Genomic DNA, 20,228 nt, shown 5'->3' on the forward strand with positions numbered 1-20,228 from the left:
TTATCAAAAGCTATGACTGAAATCGAAAAGAAATGGTACGTTCTGCGTGCCGTTAGTGGAAAAGAAAATAAAGTCAAAGAATATCTTGAAGCTGAGATAAAGAAATCTGACTTAGGGAAATACATTTCTCAAGTTCTTATCCCCACAGAGAAGACTTACATCATGCGTAACGGAAAGAAAGTTCTGAAAGAAAGAGCTTATCTTCCCGGTTATATTTTGATTGAGGCTGCTCTGATAGGAGAAGTTATCCATGAGCTGCGCAACATTAATTTCGTTGCCGGTTTTCTACCCAACACAGCCAACCCTCAGCCACTGAGCCAGTCCGAAGTAAACCGGATACTAGGCACTATGGACGAACTGGATGAGCAGGAAGTAGGCATGGATATCCAATATTTTGTTGGAGAGAACGTAAAAGTGATCAATGGGCCTTTCTCTGGATTCTCCGGCGTTATCGAAGAAGTAAACACAGAGAAAAAGAAACTGAAAGTAATGGTAAAAATATTCGGACGGAAAACTCCGCTCGAATTGAATTACGTACAAGTCGAAAAAGAACAGTAAGGTTTTGGTTACGCAATCCCCGATGTTCAATCTTAGGTTTTAATAAAACTAAAAATTAAAAACAGAAATGGCTAAAGAAATTGCTGGACAATTAAAATTACAGATTAAAGGCGGTGCAGCAAATCCATCTCCTCCCGTAGGACCTGCATTAGGTTCGAAAGGGATCAATATCATGGATTTCTGTAAGCAATTTAATGCCAGAACTCAAGACAAGGCAGGTAAAATATTACCAGTAATAATTACTTACTATGCCGATAAGTCTTTCGATTTTATAGTAAAACAACCACCGGTAGCTATCCAATTACTGGAGGCTTCTAAAACAAAAAGCGGATCGGCCGAACCAAATCGTAAGAAGGTAGCTGAAATTACTTGGGAACAAGTAAAAGCTATCGCTGAAGATAAAATGGCGGACCTGAACTGTTTTACTATCGAATCGGCCATGAAAATGGTTGCTGGTACAGCAAGAAGTATGGGTATCACCGTAAAAGGGGCTTTCCCTGATGTTAAATAATTAAACTTCAATTAAAAATGGGTAAACTTACAAAAAATCAAAAGTTAGCTTCCAGTAAGATTGAGGCAGGTAAATTATATACACTCAGCGAAGCTTCATCTCTTGTAAAAGAGATTACGACTACAAAATTCGATGCATCTGTTGATTTAGATGTTCGTCTTGGCGTAGACCCTCGTAAAGCTAACCAGATGGTAAGAGGTGTAGTATCTCTTCCTCATGGAACAGGAAAGCAAGTGAGAGTTTTGGTGTTATGTTCTCCGGACGCAGAAGCTGCTGCTAAAGAAGCAGGAGCCGACTATGTAGGTTTGGACGAGTATATCGAAAAAATAAAAGGTGGCTGGACTGATATTGATGTTATCATCACACAACCTGCCATCATGGGTAAGATCGGTGCCCTGGGACGTGTATTAGGACCTCGTGGTCTGATGCCTAACCCTAAGAGCGGTACCGTAACTATGGATGTTGCTAAAGCTGTGACAGAAGTTAAAGCCGGTAAAATAGACTTTAAAGTAGACAAAGCTGGTATTATCCACGCATCTATCGGTAAAGTATCATTTACTCCGGAACAGATCAGAGATAACGCGAAAGAATTTATCGCTACGCTTATCAAACTGAAACCGACTGCGGCTAAAGGAACTTATGTGAAAAGTGTTTGTCTTTCAAGTACTATGAGTCCGGGTGTAAAAATAGACCCTAAATCAGTAGAAAACTAATCGAAAAATTGACTGAAAAATTATGAGAAAGGAAGATAAAACGACTATCATAGAAGCTATAGCCTCTACAATCAAAGGATACGAGCATTTCTACCTTACAGACATAGCTACTCTTAATTCTGCTAAAACAAGCGAACTAAGAAGAGAATGTGCTAAGCAGGAAATCAAGTTGATGGTTGTAAAAAACACATTGCTGCAAAAAGCATTGGATACACTTGAAGGTGACTATTCGGAACTGAGCAAAGTACTGAAAGGTAACACAGCTATCATGTTCTCCAATTCGGCAAATGCACCGGCTAAGTTGATAGCAAAATATAAAAAGGAAGGAATCCCTGCACTGAAAGCTGCTTATGTACAAGAAAGCTTCTATGTAGGCGCTGAGAACCTGAAAGCACTCGAAAACGTTAAGAGCAAGAACGAACTTATCGGCGACGTTATCGGATTGCTTCAATCTCCGGCTAAGAATGTTATCTCTGCCCTTCAATCAGGTGGAAATACTATTCACGGCGTATTAGAAACATTATCGAACAGATAATACACATTTAACAAAAAAGAATAATAACAATTTTAATTTATACAAAAATGGCAGATATCAAAGCTATTGCAGAACAACTAGTAAATTTGACAGTGAAAGAAGTAAGCGAATTGGCTGAAATTCTAAAAACTGAATACGGTATTGAACCAGCTGCTGCTGCAGTTGCTGTTGCGGCAGGACCTGCTGCAGGTGGTGCGGCTGAAGCTGCAGAAGAAAAAACATCTTTCGATGTAATTCTTAAAGCAGCCGGAGCTAACAAATTGCAAGTTGTTAAAGCTGTAAAAGAACTTACAGGACTTGGTTTGAAAGAGGCTAAAGACATCGTAGATGCTGCTCCTAGCGAATTGAAAAAAGGAGTAACTAAAGATGAAGCTGACGCATTGAAAAAACAATTAGAAGAAGCTGGAGCCGAAATTGAACTTAAGTAAAGATAGTCCTGTAAAAGGGATATTTGGTTAGGAACCTTCACAGAAGGAGGTTCTTAACCTTTTTGCGTCAAAAATAATTAGTTCAATAAAATTGGTAACTCCATGTCTTCAACAAATACAAATCAAAGAATCAATTTCGCTTCAATAAAGAATCCGCTTCCTTATCCGGATTTCCTTGAAGTACAGTTAAAGTCATTCCGTGACTTTTTACAACTTGATACCCCTCCTGAAAAAAGGAAAAACGAAGGACTATACAAAGTTTTTGCTGAAAACTTTCCTATAGCCGATACACGAAACAACTTTGTATTAGAGTTTCTAGACTACTTCATCGATCCTCCTCGTTATACCATCGAAGAATGTATCGAAAGAGGTTTGACATACAGTGTGCCTCTGAAAGCCAAACTAAAGCTTTATTGCACCGACCCCGATCATGAAGATTTTGATACAGTTATCCAGGATGTATATCTGGGACTGATACCATATATGACCGACAAAGGCACCTTTGTCATCAACGGAGCCGAACGTGTTGTTGTATCACAATTGCACCGTTCGCCCGGCGTATTCTTCGGACAGACAATGCACGCCAATGGAACTAAACTTTATTCGGCGCGTATCATTCCGTTCAAAGGCTCATGGATCGAGTTTGCTACAGACATCAACAATGTCATGTACGCATACATCGACCGTAAGAAAAAATTGCCGGTAACAACACTCCTTCGTGCCATCGGATTCGAGAGTGATAGAGATATCCTCGAAATTTTCGATCTGGCAGAAGAAATAAAAGTTACAAAACAAAATATAAAGAAAGTCTTAGGACGCAAGCTTGCCGCCAGAATCCTGAGAACGTGGATGGAAGACTTCGTAGATGAAGATACCGGTGAGGTAACTTCTATCGAACGTAACGAAGTAATCCTTGAACGTGAAAATGTTCTTGAAAAAGAGCATCTCGACCTGATCACTGATTCGGGTGTTTCTACTATTTTGTTGCACAAAGAATCTCAGAACATTTCCGACTTTGCCATTATCTACAACACGTTGCAGAAAGACCCTAGTAACTCGGAAATAGATGCGGTTCGTCATATCTACAGGCAGCTGCGCAGCGCAGAACCTGCTGACGACACCAGTGCCCGCGAGGTAATCAACAACTTGTTCTTTTCAGAAAAACGCTACGATCTGGGAGAAGTAGGACGATACAGACTGAACAAAAAACTAGGGCTGTCTACCGGTACAGATATTCGTGTTCTGACAAAAGAAGACATTATAGAAATCATCAAGTACCTGATAGAACTGATCAACTCAAAAGCTATCGTTGATGATATCGACCACTTGAGCAACCGTCGTGTACGTACAGTTGGCGAACAGCTTTTCAACCAGTTTGGAGTTGGTCTAAACCGTATGGCACGCATCATTCGTGAAAGAATGAACGTTCGCGACAATGAAGTATTTACGCCGATCGACCTGATTAACGCGAAAACAATATCTTCTGTTGTTAACACATTCTTCGGAACGAATGCATTGTCTCAGTTCATGGATCAAACCAATCCGTTGGCAGAGATCACTCACAAGCGTCGTATGTCGGCACTCGGGCCAGGCGGACTTTCCCGCGAAAGAGCAGGTTTCGAGGTGCGTGACGTTCACTATACCCACTACGGACGTCTTTGTCCGATAGAAACACCGGAAGGGCCTAACATTGGTCTTATCTCTTCACTTTGTGTATATGCAAAGATCAATGATCTGGGATTCATCGAAACCCCTTATCGCAAAGTAGCAGATAAAAAAGTAGACCTTTCGGATAACGGAATCGTCTACCTAGCAGCCGAAGAAGAGGAAGACAGACTGATCGCACAAGGTAATGCGCCGTTGAATGATGATGGCGGATTCATTAACCCGCGCGTAAAGGCACGTCAGGATGCAGACTATCCGGTAATAGCTCCCGAAGAGGTAGAACTAATGGACGTATCTCCTACTCAGATTGCATCTATTGCAGCATCATTGATTCCGTTCCTGGAGCATGACGATGCCAACCGTGCACTGATGGGATCGAATATGATGCGTCAGGCAGTTCCGCTGATGCGTACCGAAGCCCCTATCGTAGGTACAGGAATCGAAGGTCAGTTGATCCGCGATTCACGTACTCAGATTGTAGCCGAAGGCGCAGGAGAAGTGGTATATGTAGATGCTGACACCATTAAGATAAAATATGACCGTACGCAAGACGAAGACTTTGTAGCTTTCGACGATGCTGTTAAAACATATGTGATCCCTAAATTCCGTAAAACGAACCAGAATACAACAATCGACCTTCGTCCTATTTGCCGTAAAGGAGACAGAGTTGTAGCCAATCAGATACTTACCGAAGGATATTCGACAGAGCAAGGAGAACTCGCTATCGGTAAAAACCTGAAAGTAGCATTCATGCCTTGGAAAGGATATAACTTCGAGGATGCAATCGTATTGAACGAACGTATTGTACGCGAAGATATATTCACTTCAGTTCACGTTGAAGAATTTGCACTTGAAGTGCGCGATACAAAACGTGGTGTCGAAGAACTAACCTCCGATATACCGAATGTGAGCGAAGAAGCTACAAAAGATCTGGACGAAAGAGGAATTATCCGTATCGGAGCGCGTGTTAATCCGGGCGATATCCTTATCGGTAAGATTACTCCGAAAGGAGAATCGGATCCGTCGCCGGAAGAAAAACTGCTTCGTGCAATCTTTGGGGATAAAGCCGGAGATGTGAAAGATGCCTCACTAAAAGCTTCTCCTTCACTCAAAGGAGTAGTAGTAGGGACAAACCTGTTCTCTAAAGCTTCGAAGAAAGGAAAAACAAAACTTTCGAGTAAAGCACTGCTTCCTAAACTGGATGAAGAATATGAAGAAAAGATAGCGAAGGTAAAAGCTGTATTGGTAGACAAACTACTGATATTGACCGAAGGCAAAACATCTCAGGGAGTAAAAGACTATCTGAATGTAGATATCATAGCCAAAGGTTCTAAATTTACAAAAAGCGCACTGGACAATATCGACTACGAATCGATACAGGTAAGTAACTGGACAACAGATGCTCACAAAAACGATCTGATCCGCGATGTTATTGTTAATTATCTGCGTAAATATAAAGAACTCGATGCCGAACTGAAACGCAAACGTTTCGACCTGACTATCGGAGACGAATTACCATCAGGTATCATTCAGATAGCGAAAGTGTATGTTGCTAAGAAACGTAAAGTACAGGTAGGTGATAAGATGGCCGGCCGTCACGGTAATAAAGGTATCGTATCACGTATCGTTCGCCAGGAAGACATGCCGTTCTTACCGGACGGAACACCGGTAGATATCGTATTGAATCCGCTGGGTGTGCCTTCACGTATGAACTTGGGACAGATTTTTGAAACGGTTCTGGGTTGGGCAGGAAAAGAACTCGGTGTCAAATTTGCGACTCCGATCTTTGACGGAGCAAGCCTTGACGATCTGAATATTTGGACTGACAAAGCCAACGTTCCTCAATATGGAAAAGTACGCCTTTTCGACGGAGGTACAGGAGACCAGTTTGACCAACATGCTACAGTAGGTATCATCTATATGCTGAAACTGGGGCACATGGTGGAAGACAAGATGCACGCCCGTTCTATCGGACCATACTCACTCATTACGCAACAGCCTCTTGGAGGTAAAGCTCAATTCGGGGGACAACGTTTCGGAGAGATGGAGGTTTGGGCACTTGAAGCATTTGGTGCTACTCATATCCTTAGAGAAATTCTTACCATCAAGTCTGATGACGTGGTGGGACGCTCTAAAGCTTATGAAGCCATCGTTAAGGGTGAACCTATGCCACAGCCGGGTATTCCTGAGTCACTGAACGTACTCCTTCACGAAATGCGCGGACTGGGACTAAGCGTTTCTCTTGATTAATATTAATAGCCGTTAGCTAATTGCTTTTAGCCTTTAGCTAGCGGATTCAATAATACTCTAACAAAATAGCTAATAGCTAACAGCTAATGGCTAACAGCTTTAAAAGAAAGAAAGTATATGGCTTTTAGAAAAGAAAATAAAGTAAAGAGTAGTTTTTCAAAAATAACTGTAAGCCTTGCTTCTCCCGAAGAAATTCTGGAAGCATCGAGCGGTGAAGTTTTGAAACCCGAAACAATCAATTACCGTACTTACAAACCGGAACGTGACGGACTATTCTGCGAACGTATATTCGGACCTGTAAAGGATTACGAATGTCATTGCGGTAAATATAAAAGAATCCGTTACAAAGGTATTGTCTGCGACCGTTGTGGGGTTGAAGTAACAGAAAAGAAAGTACGCCGCGAACGGACAGGGCACATCCACCTTGTGGTTCCGGTAGCACATATCTGGTATTTCCGTTCACTGCCTAACAAGATGGGTTATCTGCTCGGGATACCTACAAAGAAACTCGATTCTATTATCTACTACGAACGTTATGTAGTAATACAATCAGGTATAGCAGTAGAAGAAGGAATAGCAGAAAAAGACCTGTTGACTGAAGAAGAATACCTGAATATTCTGGACAAACTGCCGAAAGAAAATCAACTATTGGACGATACCGATCCTAATAAGTTTATTGCAAAAATGGGAGCAGAAGCTGTGTATGATATGCTCGCAAGAATCAATCTGGATTCTCTGGCAAATACACTGCGTCACAAAGCCAGTACAGATACATCTCAGCAACGTAAAAACGAAGCGCTAAAGCAACTACAGGTTGTAGAAGCATTTCGCGGATCGAAAGGTAAGAACAAGCCGGAATGGATGATCGTTAAGATCGTACCGGTTATTCCACCTGAACTTCGTCCGTTGGTTCCACTAGATGGTGGACGTTTTGCGACTTCGGATTTGAACGACCTTTATCGTCGTGTGATTATACGTAACAACCGTCTGAAAAGACTGATCGACATTAAAGCTCCGGAAGTAATCTTACGTAACGAAAAACGTATGCTTCAGGAAGCTGTGGATTCATTGTTCGACAACTCACGTAAATCAAGTGCAGTGAAGACTGATGCCAACCGTCCGTTGAAATCACTTTCCGACAGTTTGAAAGGGAAGCAGGGACGTTTTCGTCAGAACTTGCTCGGTAAACGTGTCGATTATTCTGCACGTTCGGTTATCGTCGTTGGTCCGGAACTTAAAATGCACGAATGCGGTATTCCTCAGGATATGGCCGCCGAATTATACAAACCGTTTATCATCCGTAAACTGATAGAGCGCGGAATCGTGAAAACGGTAAAGTCTGCTAAAAAGATCGTTGACCGCAAGGAACCTGTAGTATGGGATATCCTCGAACATGTAATGAAAGGACACCCTGTATTGCTAAACCGTGCTCCTACTCTTCACCGTTTGGGTATTCAGGCATTCCAACCGAAAATGATCGGAGGTAAAGCGATCCAGTTGCACCCGCTATCGTGTACGGCGTTCAATGCCGACTTCGACGGCGACCAGATGGCTGTTCACTTACCGCTGGGTAACGAGGCTATCCTCGAAGCGCAAATGTTGATGCTTGCATCACACAATATCCTCAACCCTGCCAATGGTGCACCTATTACCGTACCATCTCAGGACATGGTTTTGGGACTTTACTATATTACAAAAATACGTAAAGGTGCTAAAGGTGAAGGACTGACATTCTACGGACCGGAAGAAGCTGTTATCGCTTACAACGAAGGGAAAGTAGACATCCATGCTCCTATCAAGGTATATGTAAAAGACCTTGATGAGAATGGTAACATTGTTGATGTGATGCGTGAAACTTCTGTAGGACGTGTTATGATCAATGAAATAGTACCTTACGAAGTAGGTTATATCAACGAAGTGCTTTCTAAAAAATCGCTTCGTGATATTATCGGTAACATAATCAAAATATCGGGTGTTGCCAAAACAGCGCAATTCCTCGACGATATCAAAGATCTGGGTTATATGATGGCATTCCGTGGTGGATTGTCGTTCAACCTCGAAGATGTAATCATTCCGGCAGAAAAAGAAACACTTGTTCAACAAGGTTATGACGAAGTAGAACAGATTATAGGCAACTATAATATGGGATTCATCACATACAACGAGCGTTACAATCAGATCATCGATACATGGACACACGTTAACTCCAGACTGTCGAATATTCTGATGAAACAGCTTTCGGAAGACGATCAGGGATTCAACTCAGTATATATGATGTTGGATTCGGGAGCCCGTGGTTCGAAAGAACAGATTCGTCAGCTGTCAGGTATGCGTGGATTGATGGCTAAACCTCAGAAGAGTGGTGCGGAAGGTGCTCAGATTATTGAGAACCCGATCCTTTCCAACTTTAAAGAAGGACTGTCTGTGTTAGAGTACTTTATCTCTACCCACGGTGCGCGTAAAGGTCTTGCCGATACCGCTCTGAAAACAGCCGATGCGGGTTATCTGACCCGTCGTCTGGTAGACGTTTCTCAGGACGTGATCATCAACGAAGAAGACTGCGGTACACTACGCGGACTTGTCTGCACCGAACTGAAAAACAACGAAGAAGTTGTTGCATCGCTATACGAACGTATCTTGGGACGTGTATCGGTTCACGATATACAGCATCCTCAGACAGGAGAAATCATTGTTAAGTCCGGAGAAGAAATCACCGAAGATACAGCGAATATTATCCAAAACTCACCTATCGAAAGTGTGGAAATACGTTCGGTACTTACCTGCGAATCTAAAAAAGGTGTTTGTGGAAAATGTTACGGACGTAACCTTGCCACAGGCCGCATGGTTCAGCGCGGTGAGGCTGTAGGTGTTATTGCTGCACAGTCTATCGGGGAACCGGGTACACAGCTTACACTTCGTACATTCCACGTCGGAGGTATCGCATCCAACATTGCTGCCGAAAGTAGCGTTGTAGCCAAGTACGACGGTGTACTGGAAATAGATGACCTGCGTACAGTAGATGCAATAGACGAATTGGGTAAGAAAGCACAGATCGTAGTTAGCCGTCTGGTTGAACTTCGTCTGGTAGATCCAAATACCAAAATCGTATTGCTTACACATAATATTCCTTACGGTTCTAAACTGTACTTCAAAGATGGCGCTAAGGTGAAGAAAGATGACCTGATCTGCGAATGGGACCCATTCAACGCGGTTATCATTTCCGAAGCTACCGGGCGCATCAAATTTGAGAATGTTATAGAAGGAGTTACCTATAAGGTTGAGTCTGACGAACAAACCGGACTGAAAGAGAAGATCATCATCGAATCGCGTGACAAGACTAAGGCTCCCGAAGCCCATGTATTGGATGAGAGCGGAAATACTATCAAAACATATAGTTTACCATTAGGTGCTCACATCGTGAAAGACGATAATGATACGATCAAAGCCGGTGATGTTCTGGTTAAGATTCCTCGTGCTGTAGGTAAGGCTGGTGACATCACAGGAGGTCTTCCGCGTGTTACCGAGCTATTCGAAGCACGTAACCCGTCTAACCCTGCCGTAGTGTCTGAAATCGACGGAGAAGTCTCATTCGGTAAGATCAAACGTGGTAACAGAGAGATCATCGTTACATCGAAACTCGGTGAAGTGAAGAAATATCTGGTTCCACTATCGAAACAGATACTCGTACAGGAAAATGACTTCGTACGCGCAGGTATGCCATTGTCTGACGGAGCAACTACTCCTTCCGATATTCTGGCTATTATGGGACCTACTGCCGTTCAGGAATATATTGTAAACGAAGTACAGGATGTATATCGTCTGCAAGGAGTGAAGATTAATGATAAGCACTTCGAAGTAATTGTGCGTCAGATGATGCGCAAGGTAGAAGTGATCGATCCGGGAGATACCCGCTTCCTCGAACAACAGGTAATCGACAAATACGATGTAATGGAAGAGAATGACAGAATCTGGGGCAAAAAAGTTGTACTCGATGCCGGAGATTCTACAACATTCGAGCCGGGACAAATCGTTACTGCACGCAAACTGAGAGATGAGAACTCTATGCTCAAGCGTAAAGACCTCCGTCCGATAGAAGTGCGTGACGCAATCCCTGCCACTGCCAACCAGATACTTCAGGGTATTACACGTGCTGCGTTGCAGACTCAAAGCTTTATGTCAGCCGCTTCGTTCCAGGAAACCACAAAAGTACTGAACGATGCTGCAATAAACGCTAAAGTCGATAAACTCGAAGGCCTGAAAGAAAATGTAATTTGTGGGCACTTGCTTCCTGCAGGTACAGGACAACGCGAGTTTGAGAAGCTTGTTGTAGGTACAAAAGAAGATTTTGATCGTATTGCTGCCACCAGAAAGACAGTAGTAGACTTTGACGCCGTAGAATAATTAATTATTCTTTTATTATAGTTAGAAAGGGGAGTAGCAATATGCTACTCCCCTTTCGTGTTTTACGCAAAACACACAACATAAAGATGACATAAAGAAAGGAATATTTGTTATTTTGATTGTATTTTAAATTATATATATCACATTTATGTAATATTGATTATTTTTATATAAAAAATAATAACATTTATTATTTTAATTATATATTTGTAACGATATTTGACTTTTAGAGACAATTAGACTTAATAATTACATTTTAAATAACACATTAGCCCAATAGTGTATGTTATTCCACAAAATTGTAATTGGCTAACATTTCTTAAAATCAAGATGTATTAATTAAAAAGTAGTGTGTTAAAGTATGAAAAGAAAGTTGTTATTGATTCTATCCTTCCTTTTATTAAGTTTAGGATATATTACAGCGCAAACAACAAAGATCACCGGTATAGTTGTCGATGATCTGGGAGAGCCTGCTGTAGGAGCATCCGTTGTAGTCAAAGGTACCACTACAGGTACAGTAACAGATGCGAACGGTTTATTTTCAATCAGCTTACCTCAGGGTAGGTCTACCTTAGTGTTTACCCTGATGGGAATGAAAACCAAAGAAGAAACTGCAAAACCAGACATGAAAGTTATCATGGAACAGGATGCAAAAATGATGGATGAGATTGTGGTTGTCGGTTATGGCACACAAAAAAAGAAAGATGTAACCAGTGCAATATCAAGGGTGAGTGGGGATGACATCAGCAATCTGGCGACCCCTTCTTTCGAATCCCAACTAGCCGGACGCGCTGCGGGAGTGCAGGTTGCTACTCCTAGTGCTATGCTAGGACAAGCTCCAAAATTTAATATCCGCGGATTCAGTACCATATCATCAGGTACTCAGCCATTAGTCATTGTTGACGGAGTACCGGTAACATCAGGAGAGGTACAGCAATTGTATGGACGATATAATCCGTTAGCTGAAATTAACCCGAACGATATAGAATCGTATGAGGTGTTGAAAGACGGGGCTGCAACGGCCATTTACGGATCCAGAGCTGCTAACGGAGTGATATTGATCACAACTAAGTCGGGTGGCAAATCAAAAACAAAAGTAACATACGATGTGCAGACAAGTTGGGCAAAAGCTACCAAATTGCATAAACTACTTAATGCCAAAGAATTTGTTGAAATAGCAAATGAAAAATATGAAAACTGGGGAGAAACCGGTCCTGCTGTATTGGGTAATGTAGATACTGACTGGAATGACTATGTGTATCGCACAGGCTTCCAACAGACTCATAACCTTTCTGCCAGTGGCGGAACTGACAAGAGCCAGTATTTCGTTTCGCTGGGATATACCGACCAGAACGGTATTATCAGGAATAACGAGCAGGAACGCTATTCTGCTACAGCAAAACTGACTCAGACAGCGAACAAATGGCTCAAAATAGGAGTCAATATATCTGCTTCCAAATCAAAATTAGAAGGAGTAATGAATGAAGAAAATTCACTTGGAAGTGTAGGTTTTGCTGCTACACGTATGTTGCCGAATGTACCTGTATATAATCCGGATGATGTGACAGGCTACAATATAGATGCCGCAAACAGAAAAGCCTTAGGACGTGGAGTAAACGAAACGTATATAGACAACGGAATACAGAATATCGTATGGGCAATGGATAATAATGTGAACCGTTCACAAAGTTTGCATGTAACCGGTGGCGGATTTGCCGAAGTAACCTTTATGGAGGGACTTACTTTCCGTACACAGGCAGGTATTGACTATACTTCTCTTTCCGACTTTATGAAATGGGATGCCGAGTCTGGTGACGGATACGGATCGGGTGGTGTATTAGAAGATTTAAGAACCACTTTCTATAATTGGAACTGGCAAAACATTCTGACATTTAACCGTACATTTGACAAATTGCACAACCTGAACCTCACCGCAGTACAGGAATATACACATTCCGATTATGAATGGGTAGATGCAAGTGTCTCTCAACTGTCAGAGAATTTTTTTACAGATCACATTATATCTGAAACCTTTGGTATACCGAATATTGGAGGAGACAAAACATACAACGGACTAGCATCCTATATGTTTCGTGCAAATTACAACTATGACAGTAAATATTATTTAGGCGGATCGGTTCGTAGAGACGGACTTTCCAAACTGCCGAAAGATACACGTTGGGGTACATTCTTTGGAGGATCACTGGCTTGGCGTATGTCAAGAGAAAATTTCTGGACATCTTCTTCAATGAATAATATATTTGATGATCTACGCTTACGGGCAAGCTTTGCTACCATCGGCAACTCAAATCTGAGCAGCAACTTTCCTTATATGGGAATATACTCTGCTAAATACTATGGAGGCCAGAGTGGTGTAGCATGGACTAATATGGGAAATGACAATTTGAAGTGGGAATCGACTACAACATATGACATAGGATTGGATGGAAGCTTGTTGAATAACCGCTTATCTTTTGAGATTGCATATTTCAACAAGAAAACAAAAGACTTAGTGCTTGAGGTTCCGACAGCACCTGCATTAGGAATTCCTAACAACAGTTACTATGACAATCGTGGTAAACTAAAGAATTCAGGCTTGGAATTTACACTCGGGGGAACACCGGTAGTAGGTGCATTTACATGGCAAGCCGATCTGAACTTCACTATTTTATCCAATAAAGTGTTAGAGCTAGTTGATCATGCCCCTATTATTGGTGATTATACAATCATACAAGAAGGCAAATCGTATGCTTCTATTTATGGATACCAGTTCTACGGTGTAAACAAAAGCAATGGTAATCCTATATGGGTAAAAGGTGACGGTTCACTGGTGCAGTTCGATACATTCGGCAATTACGACTATGCTGTCTATGATCCGGCTAATCCGTCCGATGTGTCTCAACCATCATCATTGTCTACCACCGAAGACCGCAAAATATTGGGCTCATCATTACCTAAATGGTATGGAGGGTTTAACAATACATTTACTTACAAAAATTTCGATCTGAATGTATTCTTCCGTTTCTCGGGTGGCAATAAGATTATGAATGCTTCTGCTCAGGAATCTTTACTGAACACTGATTTTGCAAACAACGGAAAAATCATACTGGGAAGATGGCAAAGCGCCGAAAATCCGGGTGATGGTATCATTCCTAAACTAGGATATGGTGACGGATCGGTACTATTCAATCAGGGTTCGGCAGATTCACGCTTCGTTGAGAACGGCAGCTATCTGAAATTATCGAATTTATCGTTGGGTTATACATTACCTCAGTCTCTTGTCTCTAAACTGGATATGACTAAGATACGCTTCTATGTACAAGCTCAAAACCTGTTTACTATTACCGGATACTCCGGACTCGATCCCGAAACTTCTACCCGTCAGGGTGCAGACTGGGATGGTATGCCTCAACAACGAGTTCTTAGCTTTGGAGCAAATATTACTTTCTAATTACAGACCAATAAGATATTAATTATGTTACGAAACAAAATATATATAATGAAAATAAGCCTGTTGTTGGTAACGGCTTTGATTTTTACTTCATGTGAAAAGGATGTGATCGATCTCGATCCGGTCAACAGCCTTTCGGGATCAACTGCTTATGGTACACCCGAACGTTGTGAACTGGCAATGATAGGTGCTTACGATGCTATACAATGCGGATTGTATAATGGTCAATACCAGCGTGGATACCCATTTGGTGCCGCTAGTATCGTGCAAGGTGAAATGCGTGGAGAAGATATGAACCTTACAGCTGTTTTCTACGATATAACTTATTCATCTACCTATACACCGTCAACAGCTAATAATATGTATTATTGGGAGACCTCATTTGCTGCCATTAATCGCATCAATACAGTATTGACAGGGGTGACCGGCGCACTGAAAAACGGGGTGCTGACCGAAGAGCAGGGTAATGCTTATCGCGGAGAACTCCTATTCCTGCGCGCTCTTACATACCATACACTAATGCTTCATTTTGCATATCCGGTGAACGTAGACCTGAACAACAATTATGGTTTACCGCTTTATCTGACACCTATCAATACACAAGAGGAGATAGCTGAAGCTCTAAAAATCGGGCGTTCGTCGGTTTCTGACACCTATGCACAGATAATAAAGGATCTTGATGATGCAGAAAGTTGTTTCTCTTCGGGCGACAGAAATAGTGTTAATGGAATTTCGCGTGCCAGCAAAGGTGCTGTAATAGCATTAAAGACACGCGTGTACCTGCATAAACGCGATTGGGAAAATGTAATTAATGAGGCTAAAAAACTAGCAACAGCTACTGCTGCTCCGTTCACTAGTCCGATAGGAGGGTATGCCCTCGAAGCCTCACCGGAAACACCATTCGTATCATATAGCAATAATGTAGAGTCTATCTTCTCTGTCGAAAACAGTTCTTCTGACAATGCAGACGTAAACGGTGCTATGTCGGCTATGATGTCGGCCCGCGACGGAGGACGTGCCATTGTCACATCATCTCCTACATTGTATAACACTTCTTACTGGTTGGAAGATGACAAACGTAGAACATCGTTACTACACTTTAGTGATACATATGCCTATTACTTTTCCGACAAATATCAGAATCCGAAGACAAGAGAAGAATATGCTCCGATTATCCGTTACGCCGAAGTTCTCCTCAACTATTCGGAAGCTCTGCTACGCCAGGGAGGGAATGATGCAGCTGCACTCGAGTTGTTAAACGCTGTGCGTAACCGCTCGCTTGCCAACCCTGCTACTCAGGCGTATAAGCTTTCTGATTTTGCCGATAAGAAGGCATTCCTGACTGCTATTTTGTGGGAAAGACGTATCGAATTCCATGGCGAAGGCCGTCGTTGGGAAGATATACACCGATTGGCAAACGATGATATTATGCCATCAGGTGGTATCCCTGCTAAGATCAACTATTCCAGTGCTAAAGGAAAAGACAACTTTGTTGTAGGCGGAGAAATCAAATCATCTTGGTTTACTGTTAGCAGGGCGTTTATACCATATACCGACAAACGTTTCTTATGGCCTATCCCTGAAAACGATTTGATACGCAATCCTACGCTGGCAGCTCAGCAAAATGCAGGATGGAGTAACTAATCGACAAACACTTAATCCTATAATAAAGAAAAAGCTCAGGCTTCAATCCTGAGCTTTTTTAAAGCCTAAAGGGGAAACTTTAGCCCTGTACGAATCCCCGAATAATAACATCCGCAGGGCAGTACAAGCACTATATATTAATGCAGTGATGCATCTGTAAAACCGGAAGGTATCTCAAAATGAGATACCTTCTTTTTTGTTATATTGTCTTTTGGATTCTTATATTTGATGGACAATAGCAACCAAAGTGAATTCGGCATTCACCTCTTCTAAAACGCCTTAATATAAATCTGTTACACCAACAATTTAATTCTTCTTATATGGCACGAGCATGCCATCAGGCAATAATTCAATATATCCGTCAGATGTTTTTATCAGAGGTGAGCATTTTTCGAAATGTTTAACACCCTCTGTTTCTGCCCCTTTTGTTTTTCCAATTATATATCGATATAGAAATTTTCTCCCCTCTGGATTTGCAGGAGTCCTTCTTGTTTCATCATAGACTTCTAACACAGGATATATATGGCTGTCACTTTCCTTATAATACAGTGTCATTCCCATTCCGGAAAAACGAACAGGAGATATATCCATTCTGAATAGTGGAAACTCAAAAGGAGCATATGGGTTGTCCTTTGTCGGATAATTCCCGAATTCCGGATTTGTTTCTTTTTCTTTATTAATGAAATCAATATCAAATAATGGAGATGATATTTCGAAATGTTTATATTCGGAAATCCTTAACCACCCACCTGGACTTATATAACAGCGAACTTCTCTCTTTGAATTGAGAGGCATCTTGTAGCTCTTTCCTCTGTTACCTAATGTTTTAATTTCTTTCACCTCTCCCATCAAGGTAAATGTAGTATCAGGATTGATAGTGAAAGATAATTTTCTACCTATTCCATTTTTAATGTAATCGTATTGCCAATAATGGATTCCATAATCACTATCAATCATATCTTCATCGGGCATTTCTGCGGGTCCCGGATTATTTCCTCCTATAGGTTTCCCCTTAAGAAAAACGATAGATAATATTGTTGACCGAAAATCTTCATATTTATTTTCCCGATGGTTATATATTTCCGGCGCAATACGTTCTACAAAATACAGATCCAACCCATTCAGCCCTTTTATAGCCCCGAGTGCAAAAAAAGATTCTCCTTTCGGGTAATTGTGCCGGGAATATGTAGGAGCAATCATATAAAAAAGTTCTTTATCTATTTCTTTCTTATTTTCTGTGACAGTATCTTTATTAATATATCCTTCATTAAATAAAGATTTGAATGTCTCAATATTATTATCTGCTACACTTTGTCCACACACAGACAAAAGAGGAATGGTGGCGAGAAGTAGTATAAAGAATATCTTTATCATCCTGTTTGTAGTTTATTATTACATGAAACCGAGAGAGTCGAGTAACTTCCTCTCGTCTTTCAAAGCATTTATAACCCTGTATGCGAAACATTCTCTCCGCAAAGGGTAATTATTGCGCAACTGCTTAAAAGTATCAGGAGAGGCTAGTAAACGGTTAAAATCACCCAAAGGATTATATGTTTCCAGAATGGCATCGTATATTCTGTTATCGGAATCAGGAAACGTATTCAGGTCGATAACAGGATTTTCCGGTTCGGGAACTTTTATCTCAGAAACAGGATTTTTATCCAGATTATAAAACTCAGCAACGGATTCCAGTGACATACGGGTAGCATTGGCTTTCCCGTCTGCCGAATAACCTGCAATATGCGGAGTAGCAATATCTACCATATGCAGATACTCAATATCAATAAGAGGTTCATTCTCCCAACAGTCTATAACAGCTCCGGAGATCACGTCTTCCTTCAACGCATCCTTTATAGCTTCGGTATCAACAATACCACCTCGTGCCGAGTTTATGATAATAGGCTTTTTCTCCAGTGAGGTGAAAAATGCTTTATCCGCCAAATGATATGTTTTGTCTGTCCTCTCTTTTATCAATGGGGTATGAAAAGTAATAATGTCCGATTCGCACATAATCGTTTCCAGACTTACAAATTGCCCGCTACCTTCTGCTCTTTCTCGTGGCGGATCGTTCAGCAGGACTTTCATGCCCAGAATTTCACAGGCTCGGGCAACTTTTTTACCTACATTCCCGACACCGACAATACCGATGGTTTTATCTTTCAGATCAAAGCCTTTCTTTCGTGCCATAACGATCAGCGACGAAACAATGTATTGCATTACCGAGCCTGAGTTACATCCGGGTGCATTATGCCACACAATGCCATGTGCATCGCAATATGCCGTATCTATATGATCGTAACCGATGGTGGCCGAACAGATAAGTTTCACCTGCGTGTCTTTCAGTATCGCCTCATCGAAACGGGTAACAGTACGTACAATAAGCGTATCGGCGTTCTTGATTGTTTCATGCGAGAATGCAGATCCATCCAAATAGGTAACCTCACCGAAATATTCGGCGATCCCTTTCAGATAAGGAATATTTTTATCAGCTATTATTTTCATTGGTCAGTTTGTGGAAGGCATCTTCCACCGAATCTATCTGGTTAATTTGGTAATCGGCTACAAGTTTGCCTTTATCCAACAGTACAAATCGGGAACAAATATCTTTTACCTCTTGCAGGATATGTGTGGAGAATAGGATAATCTTATCTTCAGACAGGTCTACAAAAAGTTTGTTGAGACTATCGCGTTGATTAGGATCGAGACCGGACGTAGCCTCATCGAGTATCAGGAAATCGGGATCGTTGATCAAAGCCTGAGCAATACCCACACGCTGGCGATTACCCTTCGACAATTCTTTTATCTTCTTCTTATATTCGCCCTTCAATCCCGTCTGCTCTATCACTTTTGCAACACTGCCTTTCCCCGAACTATATATTCCGGCTACATAAGCGAGGTATTCGCGCACATACATATCTTCATACAAGGGGTTATCTTCCGACAGATAGCCGATCTGCCTTTTTATATCCGAAGAGCCACTCAGTAAATTTTTTCCAAAGAAAGAAACCTGCCCTGTATCGGGCAATAGTATCCCCGACAGTATCTTCATCAGGGTAGACTTTCCTGCTCCATTTACACCGAGCAGTCCTGTAACTTCTCCCTTTTGCATAGAGAAACTAATATCCGACAAGGCTGTCAGTCCTCCGTAGCTTTTCGATATGTGGTCTATCTGTATCAATCCTTGTTATTTTATAGAGTGTAAAAATAACAAATCTCCCTGAAACTATTCAAGGAGATTCATTATATAATCATTTACTTCCGATTTTAATCGGCAAGCGGCGTATAAGAACGTGACTGCAATTCTTTATCCAGTGTATAGATACCGAAGCCGTTGTCTTTGATCATTTTCAGGGCATCGATATATCCCTGTGCTGTAGATTCTTCTTCCACCTGTTCGTCAACAAACCATTTCAGCATGCTTTCAGTAGCATAGTCTTTTTCCTCTTGTGCCAAAGCCACAAGGTCATTTATAAGACCGGTTACAACGATTTCATGCTTCAATGTTTCTTCAAAAGCGTGTAGTGGAGATTTCCAAGCCAAAGCAACTTTTGCTATCGGTTTCAGTTCTACCTTGCCTCCTCTTTCAACTATATAGTTGAAAAACTTCATTGCATGATCTTGTTCTTCCTGAAATTGGATTTTAAACCAGTTGGCAAATCCGGGTTTTCCGTCTGCTGCAAAATAAGCAGACATCGACAAATAAAGGTATGCCGACCAAAGTTCAGCATTGATTTGCGCATTCAGCGCAGCTTCTAATTTTTTACTTAACATAATGATGATATTTTGATGATAGTATTTATTTCTAACAAAAAGGAACCTTGATTTGTTGTTTAACATATCAGATACAATATTACGAATTTTATATCTTACAGCAAAGAGATATTTATATCTTTGAACACGACATTGACTAAAACTATATATACTATATCGAAAACAAAAATATTTATCTATAGAGTTTTTAATGTGCGATTGGTGAATATGTTGATGTGCCAATGAAGCTATCTTTGAAAAATTATATATTTAAAGTTTAAGAGTTTAAAGATTGGAATTTCTGTCAGGAATGTGAGGTTTT

13 protein-coding genes are annotated in these 20,228 nt (G+C 41.3%); 9 read left to right on the forward strand and 4 right to left on the reverse strand.

Features of this window, described 5'->3' with window-relative positions:
• Nucleotides 1–12: 12 nt before the first annotated feature.
• From nusG to M2448_RS01410, 9 genes are all read left to right on the forward strand, one after another.
• On the forward strand, nucleotides 13–558 hold the full coding sequence (gene nusG / locus M2448_RS01370) for a transcription termination/antitermination protein NusG (protein WP_280644475.1): 546 nt from the start codon (nucleotides 13–15) through the stop codon (nucleotides 556–558).
• Between the two features lie 67 nt (nucleotides 559–625).
• Complete coding sequence (gene rplK / locus M2448_RS01375; RefSeq protein ID WP_280644476.1) at nucleotides 626–1,069, forward strand: 50S ribosomal protein L11; 444 nt, start codon at nucleotides 626–628, stop codon at nucleotides 1,067–1,069.
• A 17-nt stretch (nucleotides 1,070–1,086) separates the two neighbouring features.
• Nucleotides 1,087–1,782, forward strand: coding sequence for a 50S ribosomal protein L1 (gene rplA, locus M2448_RS01380; protein WP_280644477.1), 696 nt, complete (start codon nucleotides 1,087–1,089; stop codon nucleotides 1,780–1,782).
• Nucleotides 1,783–1,804: 22 nt separating this feature from the next.
• Nucleotides 1,805–2,317: a 50S ribosomal protein L10 gene (rplJ, locus tag M2448_RS01385; protein ID WP_280644478.1), complete on the forward strand. Its 513-nt coding sequence runs from the start codon at nucleotides 1,805–1,807 to the stop codon at nucleotides 2,315–2,317.
• 47 nt (nucleotides 2,318–2,364) lie between these two features.
• Nucleotides 2,365–2,745, forward strand: coding sequence for a 50S ribosomal protein L7/L12 (gene rplL / locus M2448_RS01390; RefSeq protein WP_280644479.1), 381 nt, complete (start codon nucleotides 2,365–2,367; stop codon nucleotides 2,743–2,745).
• Between the two features lie 102 nt (nucleotides 2,746–2,847).
• Nucleotides 2,848–6,660: a DNA-directed RNA polymerase subunit beta gene (gene rpoB / locus M2448_RS01395; RefSeq protein WP_280644480.1), complete on the forward strand. Its 3,813-nt coding sequence runs from the start codon at nucleotides 2,848–2,850 to the stop codon at nucleotides 6,658–6,660.
• A 117-nt stretch (nucleotides 6,661–6,777) separates the two neighbouring features.
• Nucleotides 6,778–11,061 (forward strand): DNA-directed RNA polymerase subunit beta', encoded by a 4,284-nt coding sequence (rpoC, locus tag M2448_RS01400; RefSeq protein ID WP_280644481.1) that lies wholly within the window; start codon nucleotides 6,778–6,780, stop codon nucleotides 11,059–11,061.
• A 361-nt stretch (nucleotides 11,062–11,422) separates the two neighbouring features.
• Nucleotides 11,423–14,512, forward strand: a complete 3,090-nt coding sequence (locus tag M2448_RS01405) for a TonB-dependent receptor (RefSeq protein WP_280644482.1) — start codon at nucleotides 11,423–11,425, stop codon at nucleotides 14,510–14,512.
• A 24-nt stretch (nucleotides 14,513–14,536) separates the two neighbouring features.
• Nucleotides 14,537–16,156, forward strand: coding sequence for a RagB/SusD family nutrient uptake outer membrane protein (locus M2448_RS01410; protein WP_280644483.1), 1,620 nt, complete (start codon nucleotides 14,537–14,539; stop codon nucleotides 16,154–16,156).
• 306 nt (nucleotides 16,157–16,462) lie between these two features.
• On the opposite strand, the gene M2448_RS01415 is transcribed toward M2448_RS01410, so the two are convergent.
• From M2448_RS01415 to M2448_RS01430, 4 genes are all read right to left on the reverse strand, one after another.
• A complete protein-coding gene (locus M2448_RS01415) occupies nucleotides 16,463–17,530 on the reverse strand; it encodes a hypothetical protein (RefSeq protein ID WP_280644484.1) in 1,068 nt (355 codons plus the stop codon).
• A gap of 18 nt (nucleotides 17,531–17,548) precedes the next feature.
• The gene (pdxB, locus tag M2448_RS01420) at nucleotides 17,549–18,658 is read right to left on the reverse strand and encodes a 4-phosphoerythronate dehydrogenase PdxB (RefSeq protein ID WP_280644485.1); all 1,110 of its coding nucleotides are present in this window, start codon (nucleotides 18,656–18,658) and stop codon (nucleotides 17,549–17,551) included.
• Complete coding sequence (locus M2448_RS01425; protein ID WP_280644486.1) at nucleotides 18,642–19,334, reverse strand: ATP-binding cassette domain-containing protein; 693 nt, start codon at nucleotides 19,332–19,334, stop codon at nucleotides 18,642–18,644. Before M2448_RS01425 ends, pdxB begins: the two co-directional genes overlap by 17 nt.
• An 86-nt stretch (nucleotides 19,335–19,420) precedes the next feature.
• Entirely contained in the window at nucleotides 19,421–19,927 is a 507-nt protein-coding gene (locus M2448_RS01430) for a ferritin (RefSeq protein WP_280644487.1), read from the reverse strand.
• Nucleotides 19,928–20,228 lie beyond the last annotated feature (301 nt).

Origin of the sequence: Dysgonomonas sp. PF1-14, from assembly GCF_029892965.1 — a bacterium.
In the GTDB taxonomy this organism is placed as follows: domain Bacteria; phylum Bacteroidota; class Bacteroidia; order Bacteroidales; family Dysgonomonadaceae; genus Dysgonomonas.

Bases quoted from the DNA above. Each gene is read 5' to 3' on its own strand.
- M2448_RS01410 (WP_280644483.1), top strand. From the start codon at position 14,537: ATGTTACGAAACAAAATATATATAATGAAAATAAGCCTGTTGTTGGTA.
- nusG (WP_280644475.1), top strand. From the start codon at position 13: ATGACTGAAATCGAAAAGAAATGGTACGTTCTGCGTGCCGTTAGTGGA.
- rplK (WP_280644476.1), top strand. From the start codon at position 626: ATGGCTAAAGAAATTGCTGGACAATTAAAATTACAGATTAAAGGCGGT.
- pdxB (WP_280644485.1), bottom strand. From the start codon at position 18,658: ATGAAAATAATAGCTGATAAAAATATTCCTTATCTGAAAGGGATCGCC.
- M2448_RS01430 (WP_280644487.1), bottom strand. From the start codon at position 19,927: ATGTTAAGTAAAAAATTAGAAGCTGCGCTGAATGCGCAAATCAATGCT.
- rpoC (WP_280644481.1), top strand. From the start codon at position 6,778: ATGGCTTTTAGAAAAGAAAATAAAGTAAAGAGTAGTTTTTCAAAAATA.
- rplJ (WP_280644478.1), top strand. From the start codon at position 1,805: ATGAGAAAGGAAGATAAAACGACTATCATAGAAGCTATAGCCTCTACA.
- rplL (WP_280644479.1), top strand. From the start codon at position 2,365: ATGGCAGATATCAAAGCTATTGCAGAACAACTAGTAAATTTGACAGTG.
- M2448_RS01415 (WP_280644484.1), bottom strand. From the start codon at position 17,530: ATGATAAAGATATTCTTTATACTACTTCTCGCCACCATTCCTCTTTTG.
- rpoB (WP_280644480.1), top strand. From the start codon at position 2,848: ATGTCTTCAACAAATACAAATCAAAGAATCAATTTCGCTTCAATAAAG.
- rplA (WP_280644477.1), top strand. From the start codon at position 1,087: ATGGGTAAACTTACAAAAAATCAAAAGTTAGCTTCCAGTAAGATTGAG.
- M2448_RS01405 (WP_280644482.1), top strand. From the start codon at position 11,423: ATGAAAAGAAAGTTGTTATTGATTCTATCCTTCCTTTTATTAAGTTTA.